The organism is Kitasatospora sp. MAP5-34, from assembly GCF_029894335.1.
Lineage (GTDB): Bacteria > Actinomycetota > Actinomycetes > Streptomycetales > Streptomycetaceae > Kitasatospora.
Genome location: NZ_JARXZC010000004.1, coordinates 264,650 through 277,890, shown reverse-complemented (window position 1 = coordinate 277,890; position 13,241 = coordinate 264,650). Strand labels below are relative to the sequence as shown.

The window sequence follows — 13,241 nt, the reverse complement described above, 5'->3', positions numbered from 1 at the left end:
TCCCCGCTGGCCTTCCAGGACAAAGTCATATTGTACAACATTTAACAATCGCGGCTATACTTGTCGGTATGGACACGCACACCACCGACCCCGCAGCGGCCTCCTCCCCTCCCCCCGTGGCAGCGGAGGAGGCCCCCTGGCTCACCGCCAAGGAGCAGCAGTTCTGGCGTGCCCATCTGGAGATCAGCAAACTCCTGGACTACCAGCTGGGCCGTGAACTGCAGCCGCACAACCTGGCGAGCAACGACTACGAGATCCTCGTCGTGCTCTCCGAGGCCCCCGACCGCCGGATGCGGATGACCGACCTCGCCACCGCGACCCTGCAGTCCAAGAGCCGGCTCTCACACCAGATCACCCGGATGGAGAACGCCGGGCTGGTGCTCCGCCAGGACTGTCCCGGCGACCGGCGCGGCCTCTACGCCCACCTGACCGAACTCGGCTGGGAGACCATGCAGAAGGTCGCCCCCCACCATGTCCGCAGCGTCCGGGCGCACTTCATCGACCGCTTCACCCCTGAGCAGATCGACACCCTCTACGCGGCCCTGGCCCCCGTCGCCGAGCACCTGCGCAACCTGCGCGGCCGCGCGTAGGGCCGACCGGCAGACGGTGCCGGCCGGTACCGTAGGACCCAGCCGGCCGCAGGCCGGGCCGGACACGAGAGGGTGAGCAATGAGTGCGCAGCCCATCGCATACGCGGACGTGGATCACGAGGCGGCGCTGAAGTACGCCGTGCAGCTCATCGACCACCGGTGGGCCCAGGTCATCGAGGGGCGGATCGTTCTGGTGTCGCCGATGTGGGATCACGAGAAGGTGGCCGCCCGGATCCGCCGCCAGCTCGATGCCAAGGTCGACGAGCTGGGGTGCATCAGCGGCTCGGGCAACCTGGACCTGCCGGGCTCACCGAACTGGTACCTGCCCGACCTCGCGGTCATCCCCGAAGACCTGGCCGAGGGGGCCGCTGCCCTGCTTCCCGACCAGACCCTCCTGGTGGTCGAGTTGATTTCGGAGTCCAACGGCGACACCGACCGGATCACCAAGCGCAAGCGTTACGCCCAGTACGGCGCGCCGCTCTACCTGCTGGCAGACCGTCAGCGCCGCGAGTGCACCCTGTTCTCCGAACCGCACGACCTCGGCTACGCGGTCGTGGACGGCCCGCACCCGTTCGGCACGTCGCTCCACCTGCCGGGGCCGTTCGACCTCACCCTGGACACCACGGGTTTCTGACCGGCAGTCCCCTACACCAGCCCGGTGAGCCCCGCGATCAGCTGGTCGGCCGCGCCGTACGGGTCGAGCTCGCCCACCGCGACGCGCTCCGCCAGGGCGGAGAGGTGGCGGTCGCCGTGCAGGTCGCCGATCCGGGACCGCAGGGCAGCCAGCGCGATGGCCTCGATCTCGGCGGCGGCCCGGCGGCGGCGGCGGACGGCCAGCTCACCGGTCTCGGCCAGCCAGGCGCGGTGCTTCTCCAGGGCCTCGACCAGTTCGTCGATGCCCTCCTCACGGGCCGCGACGGTCTTGACGATCGGCTGCCGCCAGTCGCCGGGCTCGCGGGCCTCGCCGAGGCCGAGCATGTGGTTCAGCTCGCGGGCGGTGGCGTCGGCGCCGTCCCGGTCCGCCTTGTTGACCACGAACAGGTCGCCGATCTCCAGGATGCCCGCCTTGGCCGCCTGGATGCCGTCGCCCATGCCGGGCGCCAGCAGGACGACGGTGGTGTCCGCCTGCGCGGCGACCTCCACCTCGGACTGGCCGACCCCGACGGTCTCCACCAGGATCACCTCGCACCCGGCGGCGTCCAGCACCCGCAGGGCCTGCGGGGCCGCCCAGGAGAGCCCGCCCAGGTGCCCCCGGGTCGCCATCGAGCGGATGAACACGTCCGGGTCGGTCGCGTGGTCCTGCATCCGTACCCGGTCACCCAGCAGCGCCCCGCCGGAGAACGGCGAGGACGGGTCGACGGCGAGCACCGCGACCCGCTTGCCGAGCCGCCGGTACGCCGACACCAGCGCGGAGGTCGAGGTCGACTTCCCGACCCCGGGCGAGCCGGTGAGCCCGACCGTGTAGGCCTGCCCGGTGTACGGCGCGAGCGCGGCCATCACCTCGCGCAGCTGCGGAGAGGCGTTCTCGACCAGCGAGATCAGCCGCGCGACGGCCCGCGGCCTGCCCTCGCGCGCCTGCTCGACCAGGGTCGGCACATCGACCATCACAGAGTGCTCCTCGATCCCGAGCAAGGCCGTGAACCGCTGGTGACGGTTCACGGCCTCGAAGTTACGTCAGGAAGGTACGTCGGACGGTCAGGCCTTGGGCACGCGGACGATCAGGGCGTCGCCCTGGCCGCCGCCGCCGCACAGGGCCGCCGCGCCGACGCCGCCGCCACGACGCTGCAGCTCCAGCGCCAGGTGCAGCACCAGGCGGGCGCCGGACATGCCGATCGGGTGGCCGAGCGCGATCGCGCCGCCGTTGACGTTGACGATCTCGTCGCTGACGCCCAGGTCCTTCATGGACTGGTGGGCGACGGCCGCGAACGCCTCGTTGATCTCGATCAGGTCGAGGTCCTCGACGCCGATGCCCTCCTTGGAGAGCGCGTGCTCGATGGCGTTCGACGGCTGCGACTGCAGCGAGTTGTCCGGGCCGGCCACGTTGCCGTGGGCGCCGATCTCGGCGATCCAGCTCAGGCCCAGCTCCTCGGCCTTGGCCTTGCTCATCACGACCACGGCGGCGGCGCCGTCCGAGATCTGCGAGGAGGTACCGGCGGTGATGGTGCCGTCGCGAGTGAACGCGGGCCGCAGCTTGCCGAGGGTCTCGACCGTGGTGTCGGCGCGGATGCCCTCGTCCTGGCTGAAGACGACCGGCTCGCCCTTGCGCTGCGGGATCGAGACCGGCACGATCTCGGCGTCGAAGACGCCGTTCTGCTGCGCCTTGGCGGCCCGCTGGTGCGAGGCGGCGGCGATGGCGTCCTGCACGTCGCGCTGGATGCCCAGGCGGGTGTTGTGCTTCTCGGTGGACTCGCCCATCGGGATGTTCTCGTACGCGTCGGTGAGACCGTCGTACGCCATCGCGTCGAGCATCTCGATCGCGCCGTACTTGAAGCCCTCGCGGGACTTCGGCAGCAGGTGCGGGGCGTTGGTCATCGACTCCTGGCCACCGGCGACCACGATCTCGAACTCACCGGCCCGGATCAGCTGGTCGGCGAGCGCGATGGCGTCCAGGCCCGAGAGGCAGACCTTGTTGATGGTCAGCGCGGGGACGCTCATCGGGATGCCGGCCTTGACGGCGGCCTGGCGGGCCGGGATCTGGCCGGCGCCGGCCTGCAGCACCTGACCCATGATCACGTAGTCGATCTGGTCGCCGGTGACACCGGCCCGCTCCATGGCGGCCTTGATGGCGAATCCGCCGAGGTCGGCTCCGGAGAAGCCCTTGAGCGAGCCGAGCAGCCGGCCCATCGGGGTTCGGGCACCAGCGACGATCACTGAAGTAGTCATGAGACGAGCCCCTTCGCGCGTCAAGGCCAGGAAGTGTGGGGATGCGGCTCAATGTACTGACCCGTAACCCCTGCGTCACCGGAGCCAAGGTGTGATCAGCAGCACTGGCACCGTCCAGTCAACACCGTGTCAGCGCGCGCTGGGTGAATTCCGGCTGCTCGCAGCGGCGAGAATTGTGAGCAGGCTCGCACTCCGCGTGCTGGCGCGGCCCGATCCGGATGCGCTCCACTGTTGCCACCCTTAACTTCACTGGAGGTCCCGCCGTGCTGACCCGCATCGACCACATCGGCATTGCCTGCTTCGACCTCGACAAGACGGTCGAGTTCTACCGCGCCACCTACGGCTTCGAGGTCTTCCACAGCGAGGTCAACGAGGAGCAGGGCGTGCGCGAGGCGATGCTGAAGATCAACGACACCGGTGACGGCGGCGCCTCGTACCTCCAGCTGCTGGAGCCCACCCGCGAGGACTCGACCGTTGCCAAGTGGCTCGCGAAGAACGGCGAGGGCGTCCACCACATCGCCTTCGGCACCGCCGATGTCGACGGCGACGCCGCCGACATCAAGTCCAAGGGCGTCCGGGTCCTCTACGACGAGCCCCGGATCGGCTCGATGGGCTCGCGGATCACCTTCCTGCACCCGAAGGACTGCGGCGGCGTCCTCACCGAGCTCGTCACCTCGGCGACCACCACCGAACACTGAGGGTCAACCACAACCAGGGGCGCGGGGCTCAACTGCGTGCGCGAAACCGGAAGGCACCGGCCCGCACTCTTCCGCAGCGCACAGCCCCCGCGCCCCTGAGAAGCCGTACAACTCGCCAGTAACGTCCGAAAACCCCCAGTCGCCCGTTCCCCCGGGCGCGCCGCACACTACAATGCCCAGGTGCGCCACGGCTCCGCCTGAAACGCACCAAGGGGAGTCCACTGAGCGGGCACGGCTGAGCAGCCGCAGTTCGGATCTGTCACCATTCTCCACGAGGCAAGAGTTCGCCCAGGAGTCCACCCGGACGGCGGAGCGCGGCAGCACCGCGCGCCACCGGCCCAGGCTCCGACCGTGGCACCCGCTGCGGATGCAAGGACCAGCCGGTCCGGCCCAGAGCAGTAGGGGGTTCCGGGGCGGCCCGGTCGAGGACGCGACCAGGAGATGGATGGGACCGCGGAGTGCGGGGCAACGACGGCTACGAGGGTGAAGACCACCTCTCCAAGTTCGAGGCCGAGATGGATCGGGCTCGCAAGGAGCGGGACAAGTCCATCCAGCATGCCGAGGACCTCGCCTACCAGGTGGAGGTGCTCCGGGCCAAGCTGCACGAGTCCCGTCGGCAGCTCGCCCAGCCGCGCGCTTTCGACTCCGTCTCCGGCCAGGCCGAGCAGCTGCTCCGCAACGCCGAGATGCAGGCCCAGCAGCTGCGCGCGGACGCCGAACGCCAGCTCCGCGAGTCGCAGGCGGCCACCCAGCGCCTGATGGCCGAGGCCGCCGACCGCACCGCGCGGCTGGAGGCCGAGCTCACCGCCCGCCGCCGCCAGCTGGACGACGAGCTGGCCGAGCTGCGCCGCAGCGCCGAACGGCACGTCAACGAGAACGTCTCCTGGGCCGAGCAGACCCGGGTCGGCACCGAGCAGGAGGCCCAGCGCCTGCTGCAGGAGTCCCGTGCCGAGGCCGACCGGCTGATCGCCGCCGCCCGCGCCGAGGCCGCCGCTCTCGCGGACCAGGCCCGGGCCCAGACCGCCGCCGACGTGGACGCCGCGCGCGGCGAGGCGCACGCCGCCGCCGAGGCCGCCCTGCAGCGCGCCCAGAACGACGCCGAGCGCCTGCTCCGGGCCGCCTCCGAGCAGGCCCAGCAGGCTGTCGGCCAGGCCGAGGAGCTGCGCGGCACGGCCGCCAACGAGGCCCAGCAGCAGCTGGCGGGCGCCCAGGCCGCCGCCGAACAGCAGCTGGCCGCCGCCCAGGCCGAGATCGACCGGCTCAAGCAGCAGGCCGTCCAGGATCAGGAGCGCGCCGCCGAGGCGCTCGACCGGGCCCAGGCCGAGATAGACCGTCTGCGCGCCGAGGCCCTGGCCGAGGCCGATCGCGCCCGCCGGGAGGCCGCCGAGCTGCGCGCCCGGGCCGAGGCCGCCGCCGAACAGCTGCAGGCCGACGCGGAGGCCGCCGTCGAGCGGCTGGTCGCGGACGGCGAGGCGGCCAGCGACCAGCGCTCGCAGACCGCCCGCGCCGAGATCGCGCGGATGGTCGCCACCGCGACCAAGGAGGCCGACCGGATCAAGGCCGAGGCCGCGAGCGCCAAGGCCGACGCCGCCAACGCCAAGGCCGAGGCGGACGCCGCCCGGGCCGCCGCCGCCGAGGAGAGCGAGCGCCTGCGCGGTGCCGCCGAGAGCGTCACGGCCCAGCTCCGCAAGGAGGCCGACGCCGCCGTCGCCGAGCTGCGCGCGGAGGCCGACCGGGAGATCGCGGAGCTGCGCGCGCAGGCCGAGGCCGCCGCCCACGCCCTGCGCGCCGAGGCCCAGGAACAGGGCCGCACGGACGGCGCCAAGGAAGCCACCGTGCACCTCGCCAAGGCCGCCAAGCAGGCCGAGGAAGTGCTCACCCGCGCCGATCAGGACGCCGCCGCGGCCGTCGCCGCCGCAGCCGCCGAGGCGGAACGGATCCGCACCCAGGCGACCGTCGAGGTCGAACGGCTGCGCGAGCAGGCGCAGGCCTCCGTCGAGCAGGCGCAGAACGCGGCGCTGGACGACGCGGCGGGCATCCGCGAGCAGATGGAGCGGATGCACGACGAGGCCGCCCAGCTGCGCGCCGAGGCCGAGGAACTGCGGGCCCAGGCCGCCGCCGAGGCCGAGAAGGTCCGCAGCGAGGCCCGCCGGCAAGCCGTGGTGCAGATCGAGGAGTCCGCGCGGGACGCCGAGGAGCTGCTCACCAAGGCCAAGGCCGACGCGGACGAGCTGCGCGCGGGTGCGGCCACCGAGGTCGAGCGGGTGCGTCAGCAGGCCAAGGCCCAGGCCGTCGAGGTCCAGGGCCGCGCCGAGCAGACCCTCACCCGGGCCCGTACCGAGGCCGAGAAGCTCACCGCCGTCGCCACCCAGCAGGGCCAGGAGGCCCTGGCCGCGGCCAAGGCCGCCGCCGCCGAGAACCGCGCCGCCGCCGAGCGCGAGACCGCCGAACTCCGGCGCGAGGCAACCGAGTTCGACCAGCACACCCGAGCCGGGGCACAGGCCGCCGCCGAACAACTGCAGACCGAGGCCCAGGCCGCCGCCGAGGCACTGCGAGTCGAGGCCGAACAGGCGCTGGAGGCCGCCCGGCAGGGCGCCACCGAGCGCCTCGCCGAGGCCGAGACCGCCGCCGAGGCCGTCCGCGCGGAGGCCGGAAGCAACGCCGAGGCCCTGCGCGCGGAGGCCGGAAGCAACGCCGAAGCCGTCCTGGCCGAGGCCCGGGCCGCCGCCGACGCACTGCGCGAGGAGAGCCGCCGCGAGCACGAGGAGGCCGCCGCCGGCCTGCTGCGCGAGCGCACCGAGACGGCCGAGCAGCTCGCCGCCGCCCAGGCCGCCCGGGAGACCGCCGAGGCCCAGGCCGCCGAACTGACCGAACGTACGGCCGCCGAGACCGCCGCCCTGCGCGAGAGCGCCGAGGCGGAGGCCGAGCGCCTGCGCGCCGAGGCCGGGCAGACCCTGGAGACCGCCCGGACGGACGCCGCCGAGCGCCTCACCGAGGCCCAGGCCGCCGCCGAGGCCCTCCGCGCGGAGGCGGAGACCGCCGCCGAAGCCCTCCGCGCCGAGGCCGGGAGCAACGCCGAAGCCGTCCGGGCCGAGGCCCAGGCCGCCGCCGACGCACTGCGGGCCGAGGGCGCGCAGGAACTGGCCCAGGCCCAGGAGCAGGCCGCCGAGACCCAGCGGGAGGCCGAGGAGCTGCGCACGCTGGCCGCCACCGAGGCCGCCGAGCTGACCGCCGCCGCCGAGCAGCGGGCCGCCGGGCTGGTCGCCGCCGCCGAGGAGGAGGCCGCCGAGACCCGCCAGTCCGTGGCCGGGATGTACGAGGCCGCCTCCCAGCAGATCGCCGACCTCCGGGCCACCGCCGACCGCGAGACGGCAGAGCTGCGCGAGTTGGCCGACCAGGAGACCGCCGAGCAGCGGGCCGAGGCCGAGCACGAGACGGCAGAGCTGCGGGCGAAGGCCGAGCAGGACACCACCGACCTGCGCGCCCTCGCCGACCGCGAGACCGCCGAGCTGCGCGCCGAGGCCGACCGCGAGACCGCCGAGCTGCGCGAGCGGGCGCAGGCGTACGACAGTGAGCTGCGGAGCACCGCCGAACGCGAGACCGGCGAGCTGCGTGTGTGGGCCGAGTCGGAGGTGGCGACGCTGCGGGAGCGGACGGCCGCCGAGCTGACCGCCGACCGCGAGGCCGCCGCCGCCGAGATCGCGCAGCAGCACGCCGAGGCGCAGGCGTACGACGAGCAGGTGCGCGCCGAGGCCGAGGCCGAGCTGCGGGGGGCCCGGGAGGCCGCCGAGGAGCTGCGCGCCGAGGCGCACGACCAGGCGCGCCAGACCGTCCACGAGGCGAACGAGCGGGCGGCGGCCACCATCGCGGAGGCCGAGGAGTTCGCGGCGGCGCTGCGGGCCGAGGCCGAGGAGTACGCGCTCGCCACCCGGCAGCTGGCCGAGAGCTACGAGGCCGACAGCCGCACCCGGGCCGACACCTACGACACCGAGACCCGCGAGGCGGCCGAGCAGTTCGACAAGGCCACCCGCGAGCAGGCCAAGTCGGTGCTGGAGAAGGCGTTCGCGGACGCCGAGTCGCTGGGCGAGGACGCCCAGACGACGGCGCTCGCCACCACCGCCGCCGCCGAGGAGCAGGCCGACGCGATGGTCGCGGCCGCCCGCAAGGAGGCCGAGCGGCTGGTCGCGGCGGGCGAGGCGGCCGGTCAGGCCGAGGTCGAGCGGGCCCGCGCCGACGCGGACGCGCTGCTCTCCGAGGCCCGCCGGGACGCCACCGCGATCCGCGAGCGCGCCGAGGAGCTGCGGGAGCGGACGGACGCCGAGATCGAGGCGCTGCACGAGCGGGCCCGCAAGGAGAACGCGCAGGCCATGAAGTCGGCCGGCGAGCGGGTGGACGCGCTGGTGACGGCGGCTCAGGAGCAGCTCACCGAGGCCGAGGAGCAGGCCGTCGCGGCTGTCGCCGAGGCCGAGGAGCGAGCGGCCGCGCTGGTCGCGGCGGCGGAGGAGCGGGCCAACGAGCTCACCTCAGAGGCGTCGGCGGAGGCCAGCAAGGTCCGGATCTCGGCGGTCCGCAAAGCCGAGTCCCTGATCAAGGGCGCGGAGCAGAAGCTCGCGGACTCGACCGCCAAGGCCGAGCAGCTGCGCGGCGAGGCGGAGACCACGCTCAAGACCGCGCAGGACGAGGCGGAGACCACGCTCAAGGCCGCCCAGGACGAGGCCGAGGAGCAGATCGAGGCCGCGTCCGAGGAGGCGTCGAAGCGCCTTCGCCGGGCCGGCGAGGGCGCGGACGAGCAGCTGCGGCTGGCCAAGGAGGAGGCCGAGCGGTTGCTCGCCGAGTCCAAGAGCGAGGCGCAGCGCGTGACCGACGAGGGTCGTCGGGAGTTGGACGAGCTGGTCCGTCGGCGCAAGGACATCAACACGGAGATCTCCAGGGTGCAGGACGTGCTGTCCGCCCTGGAAGCCTTCGAGGCACCGTCACCGGCCGCACCGGCCAACGGGGGAAACAGCAGGAGCAGCGGCTCCGGAGGCCGCGAAGGAGCGCCGAAGGCAGGTGCCGGAGTGGGTGCTCCCCGTTCGGGTGGCAATCGCTCCGGTGGCGCACCACCCGATTGAGCGGACATTGTCCGCGAAGCATCGACATTTCGACGATGACACTCCGGTAACGTGTCAGGATTCCCTCAACCACCTCAGCGGTTTGACGACAGGAAGCCCAGAACCCCATGAGCGACAGTCACTCCCCTCACGGCTTCGACCTGGTGCGCCGTGGGTACGAGCGTGCCCAGGTCGACGAGCGGATCACCAAGCTGGTGGCCGACCGTGACAGCGCGTTGTCCCGGATCGGTGCGCTGGAGAAGCGCATCGAGGAGCTCCACCTGGAGACCCAGAGCGCGCAGGCGCAGGTCAGCGACGCCGAGCCCTCGTACGCCGGCCTCGGTGCCCGGGTCGAGAAGATCCTCCGGCTCGCCGAGGAGGAGGCGAAGGACCTGCGCGACGAGGCCCACCGCGCCGCCGAGCAGCACCGCGAGCTCGCCGAGGCGGCCGCCCAGCAGGTCCGCAGCGAGGCGGAGAACTACGCCAAGGACCGCAAGGCCAAGGCTGAGGACGAGGGTCTGCGGATCGTCGACAAGGCGAAGAGCGACAGCGCCCAGCTGCGCGCCGAGGCCAACAAGGACGCCCAGAACAAGCGCGAGGAGGCGGACGCCCTCTTCGAGGAGACCCGCACCAAGGCCGCCCAGGCCGCGCTGGAGTTCGAGACCAACCTCGCCAAGCGCCGCGAGCAGTCCGAGCGCGACCTCGCGGCCCGTCAGGCCAAGGCCGAGAAGCGTCTCGCCGAGATCGAGCACCGCGCCGAGCAGCTCCGCCTGGAGGCCGAGAAGCTCCGCACCGACGCCGAGCGCCGCGCCCGCCAGACGGTCGAGACGGCCCAGCGCCAGTCCGAGGACATCGTCGCCGACGCGAACGCCAAGGCCGACCGGATCCGCAGCGAGTCCGAGCGCGAGCTCGCGGCCCTCACCAACCGCCGCGACTCCATCAACGCCCAGCTGACCAACGTGCGCGAGATGCTCGCCACGCTGACCGGCGCAGCGGTGGCCGCCGCCACCATCCCGACGGACGACGCCCTCGGCGTCCCCGCCCAGCAGTCCCGCTGACCCCTCACCGGGGCAGCTCAGAACAACCACAGCAGGGGCGCGGGGAACTGCGCGATCAACCGAGCACGCACCTCGTGCCCTGGTCGCGCAGTTCCCCGCGCCCCTGCGGGTTACCCATACGCGTACGGCAAACCTCAGGGGGCGCGGGAACCCCCGTAGGCAGCTACACCCGCGCAACCCTGCGGAGCAACGCCCGGACCGCCCCGTTGAACGTCTCCGGGGCCTCCAGGGAGCTCAGGTGCCCCACGCTGGGGATGACGGTGAGTTCGGCGTCGGGGAGGGCGTCGGCCATCAGCTGGGCCTCGGCGAGCGGGGTCATGGTGTCCATCTCGCCGACGATCACCGCGGCGGGGACGTCCAGGCCGGCCAGTACGTCGAGCGAGTCCGGGCGGGCGGCCATCGCGCGCTGGGCCCAGGCGACGGCCTGCGGCGGCGCCTCGGCGATCAGCTCCCGGACGTAGGCGGTCAGTTCGGGCATGGGGGCCGGGCCGAGCAGGGTCTCCTCCAGCTTCTCCTCCGCCAGGATCCGTACGCTGTCGCGGGCCAGCACCGCCTGGGCGATCCGCTCGCGGTTGGTCCGGGCCCGGTCGTCGTCGGCGGTGGCCCTGGTGTCGGCGAGCAGCAGACCGGCCAGCCGCTCGGGGTGGCGGCGGGCGAAGGCCATCGCCACGTACCCGCCCATCGACAGACCGCCGACCACCGCCCGCTCGATGCCCTCGTCGTCCAGCAGCCGGAGCAGGTCGTCGGCGACCAGGTCGAGTGAGGGCTCGGCGGTTCCGAGCGCCGCCGATCCGAAGCCGCGCTGGTCGGGGGTGATCACCCTGGCCTCCTGGCCGGACGGGCCGGGGATCAACTCCCGCTGGTGGTCCCACATCCGGGCGGACAGCGGGAAGGCGTGCAGCAGGACGAGCGGGAAGCCGGTGCCGCTCTCACGGACGGCCGGCGCGGTGGGGAGGGTCATACCCCCAACCGTAGAGCCGCGCGGCGGCCGACCGTCGCCAGCGCCGCCGGTGCCCGGCGATCCACCCGTCACCCCCACCTCCCCTTCACTCACAGCATTCGCCGTTATGTCCGGTTTACCCTAATCTGACGGAGAGTGAGGGAGTACTACCTATGATCGAGCTGCACGAACTGACCAAGCGTTACGGCGAGACGCTGGCCGTCGACGGCCTCAGCTTCCAGGTGCCGCAGGGCGTGGTCACCGGGTTCCTCGGCCCGAACGGGGCCGGCAAGTCCACCACCATGCGCATGATCCTCGATCTCGACCGGCCCACCGCCGGCCGCGTCACCATCGACGGCAAGCGGTACGGGCAGCTCAGCGAGCCGCTCAAGTACATCGGCGCCCTGCTGGAGGCCAAGGCCGTCCATCCCGGACGCACCGCCTACGACCACCTGCTCTGGCTCGCCCAGAGCAACCGCATCCCCCGGCGGAGAGTGGACGAGGTGCTCAGCCTGGTCGGCCTCGGCTCCGTCGCCAGGAAGCGCTCACGCGGCTTCTCGCTCGGCATGAGCCAGCGGCTCGGCATCGCCTCCGCGCTGCTCGGCGACCCCGAGATCCTGATGTTCGACGAGCCGGTCAACGGGCTCGACCCCGAGGGCATCCTGTGGATCCGCAACCTGATGAAGCGCCTGGCCGCCGAGGGCCGGACGGTCTTCGTCTCCTCCCACCTGATGAGCGAGATGGCGCTGACCGCCGACCACCTGGTGGTGATCGGCAAGGGCCGGCTGCTCTCCGACCTCTCGATGGCCGAGTTCATCAAGCAGAACTCCCGCTCCGCCGTCCGGGTCCGCACCCCGCACGTCGAGCAGCTGCTCACCGCACTGTCCGGCACCGGCCTGCGGGCGGAGGCACGCCCGGACGGCTCGTACGAGATCGAGGACGGCGACCTCGCCCACGTCGGCGACCTGGCGGCGGCCCACGGCATCACGCTGCACGAGCTGAGCCCCCAGCAGGCCTCGCTGGAGGAGGCGTTCATGCAGATGACGGCCGACTCGGTCGAGTACCACGCGGGCGACGGTGACGGCGAGGGCCGCGACGCGGCGGGCGCCTGGGGCGCCGCCTGGCACCCCGAGAAGGAGAAGAACTGACATGGCGTCCTTCCCCGCCGTCCTGCAGTCCGAGTGGACGAAGATCCGCACCGTCCGGTCGACCATCTGGACGCTGGTCCTGACCTTCCTGGTCACGCTCGGCCTCGGCGCACTGCTCTCACTGCTCACCAACAACAACTTCGAGAGCTTCCGCCGCAACGACACCACCCCGTTCGACGCCACCGGTACGTCCTTCGCCGGTATCCGGCTCGGCGAGCTGGCGATCATCGTCTTCGGCGTGCTGGCGATCGGCAACGAGTACAGCACCGGCATGATCCGGGTCTCGCTCGCCGCCGTTCCGCAGCGCGGCACCCTGCTGGCCGCGAAGTCGGTCGTGCTCGGAGCGCTGTCGCTGGCGGTCGCGGTGGTCACCGCCTTCGTCACGTTCTTCGTCGGCCAGTCCCTGCTGGGCGTCCACCGCACCACCATCGACTCGCCGCACGTGCTGCGCGCGGTCCTCGGTGCGGCGCTGTACCTGACGATGCTCTGCCTGTTCGCCGCCGGGGTGACGGCCATGCTGCACAACCAGACCCTCGCGCTGGGCGTCCTGGTGCCGTTCTTCTTCCTGCTCTCGCCGATCCTCTCCGCCGTCCCCAAGGTCAAGACCCTGGCGCACTACTTCCCCGACTACGCGGGCTCCCGGATGCTGCTGGTCTACGAGGAGGCCAACCAGCCGTACGGCCCCTGGGCGGGCTTCGCGATCTGCCTCGCCTGGACGGCGGCCGCCCTGCTCGGCGGGGCGCTGGTACTGAAGAACCGCGACGCCTGACGTTCCGCGCGCCGCCGGGACGCGCTGTCGCCGGAGTCTCGCCGGTCGGTCTCAGAGCCTGTGTC

The 13,241-nt window shown here is 72.7% G+C and carries 10 protein-coding genes; 7 read left to right on the top strand and 3 right to left on the bottom strand.

Going from position 1 to position 13,241, the window contains the following annotated elements; all coding sequences use genetic code 11:
- Positions 1-68 precede the first annotated feature (68 nt).
- Together P3T29_RS06500 and P3T29_RS06495 are read left to right on the top strand one after the other, a co-directional pair.
- Complete coding sequence (locus tag P3T29_RS06500) at positions 69-590, top strand: MarR family transcriptional regulator (RefSeq protein WP_280715314.1); 522 nt, start codon at positions 69-71, stop codon at positions 588-590.
- A gap of 79 nt (positions 591-669) precedes the next feature.
- Complete coding sequence (locus P3T29_RS06495; RefSeq protein ID WP_280715313.1) at positions 670-1,224, top strand: Uma2 family endonuclease; 555 nt, start codon at positions 670-672, stop codon at positions 1,222-1,224.
- An 11-nt stretch (positions 1,225-1,235) separates the two neighbouring features.
- Here the strand turns inward: P3T29_RS06495 and meaB are convergent, their stop codons facing one another.
- Both meaB and P3T29_RS06485 read right to left on the bottom strand, forming a co-directional pair.
- Positions 1,236-2,195: a methylmalonyl Co-A mutase-associated GTPase MeaB gene (gene meaB, locus P3T29_RS06490; RefSeq protein ID WP_280715375.1), complete on the bottom strand. Its 960-nt coding sequence runs from the start codon at positions 2,193-2,195 to the stop codon at positions 1,236-1,238.
- 90 nt (positions 2,196-2,285) lie between these two features.
- On the bottom strand, positions 2,286-3,473 hold the full coding sequence (locus P3T29_RS06485) for an acetyl-CoA C-acetyltransferase (protein ID WP_280715312.1): 1,188 nt from the start codon (positions 3,471-3,473) through the stop codon (positions 2,286-2,288).
- 263 nt (positions 3,474-3,736) lie between these two features.
- Between P3T29_RS06485 and mce the strand changes: the two genes are divergently transcribed.
- The 3 genes from mce (at position 3,737) to P3T29_RS06470 (ending at position 10,319) form a co-directional block, all read left to right on the top strand.
- Positions 3,737-4,171: a methylmalonyl-CoA epimerase gene (gene mce / locus P3T29_RS06480; RefSeq protein ID WP_280715311.1), complete on the top strand. Its 435-nt coding sequence runs from the start codon at positions 3,737-3,739 to the stop codon at positions 4,169-4,171.
- Between the two features lie 458 nt (positions 4,172-4,629).
- Positions 4,630-9,282, top strand: a complete 4,653-nt coding sequence (locus P3T29_RS06475) for a hypothetical protein (RefSeq protein WP_280715310.1) — start codon at positions 4,630-4,632, stop codon at positions 9,280-9,282.
- A 107-nt stretch (positions 9,283-9,389) separates the two neighbouring features.
- On the top strand, positions 9,390-10,319 hold the full coding sequence (locus tag P3T29_RS06470) for a cellulose-binding protein (RefSeq protein ID WP_280715309.1): 930 nt from the start codon (positions 9,390-9,392) through the stop codon (positions 10,317-10,319).
- 163 nt (positions 10,320-10,482) lie between these two features.
- Here the strand turns inward: P3T29_RS06470 and P3T29_RS06465 are convergent, their stop codons facing one another.
- A complete protein-coding gene (locus tag P3T29_RS06465) occupies positions 10,483-11,280 on the bottom strand; it encodes an alpha/beta hydrolase (protein ID WP_280715308.1) in 798 nt (265 codons plus the stop codon).
- Positions 11,281-11,432: 152 nt separating this feature from the next.
- On the opposite strand from P3T29_RS06465, the gene P3T29_RS06460 reads away from it, so the two are divergent.
- Positions 11,433-12,407, top strand: coding sequence for an ABC transporter ATP-binding protein (locus P3T29_RS06460; RefSeq protein WP_280715307.1), 975 nt, complete (start codon positions 11,433-11,435; stop codon positions 12,405-12,407).
- Position 12,408: 1 nt separating this feature from the next.
- A complete protein-coding gene (locus P3T29_RS06455) occupies positions 12,409-13,176 on the top strand; it encodes an ABC transporter permease subunit (RefSeq protein ID WP_280715306.1) in 768 nt (255 codons plus the stop codon).
- The last annotated feature ends 65 nt before the right edge of the window (positions 13,177-13,241 follow it).

Excerpts from the sequence above, each read along its gene's own strand:
- P3T29_RS06465 (WP_280715308.1), bottom strand. The coding sequence starts at position 11,280 with ATGACCCTCCCCACCGCGCCGGCCGTCCGTGAGAGCGGCACCGGCTTC.
- meaB (WP_280715375.1), bottom strand. The coding sequence starts at position 2,195 with ATGGTCGATGTGCCGACCCTGGTCGAGCAGGCGCGCGAGGGCAGGCCG.
- P3T29_RS06485 (WP_280715312.1), bottom strand. The coding sequence starts at position 3,473 with ATGACTACTTCAGTGATCGTCGCTGGTGCCCGAACCCCGATGGGCCGG.
- P3T29_RS06455 (WP_280715306.1), top strand. The coding sequence starts at position 12,409 with ATGGCGTCCTTCCCCGCCGTCCTGCAGTCCGAGTGGACGAAGATCCGC.
- P3T29_RS06460 (WP_280715307.1), top strand. The coding sequence starts at position 11,433 with ATGATCGAGCTGCACGAACTGACCAAGCGTTACGGCGAGACGCTGGCC.
- P3T29_RS06495 (WP_280715313.1), top strand. The coding sequence starts at position 670 with ATGAGTGCGCAGCCCATCGCATACGCGGACGTGGATCACGAGGCGGCG.
- P3T29_RS06470 (WP_280715309.1), top strand. The coding sequence starts at position 9,390 with ATGAGCGACAGTCACTCCCCTCACGGCTTCGACCTGGTGCGCCGTGGG.
- P3T29_RS06500 (WP_280715314.1), top strand. The coding sequence starts at position 69 with ATGGACACGCACACCACCGACCCCGCAGCGGCCTCCTCCCCTCCCCCC.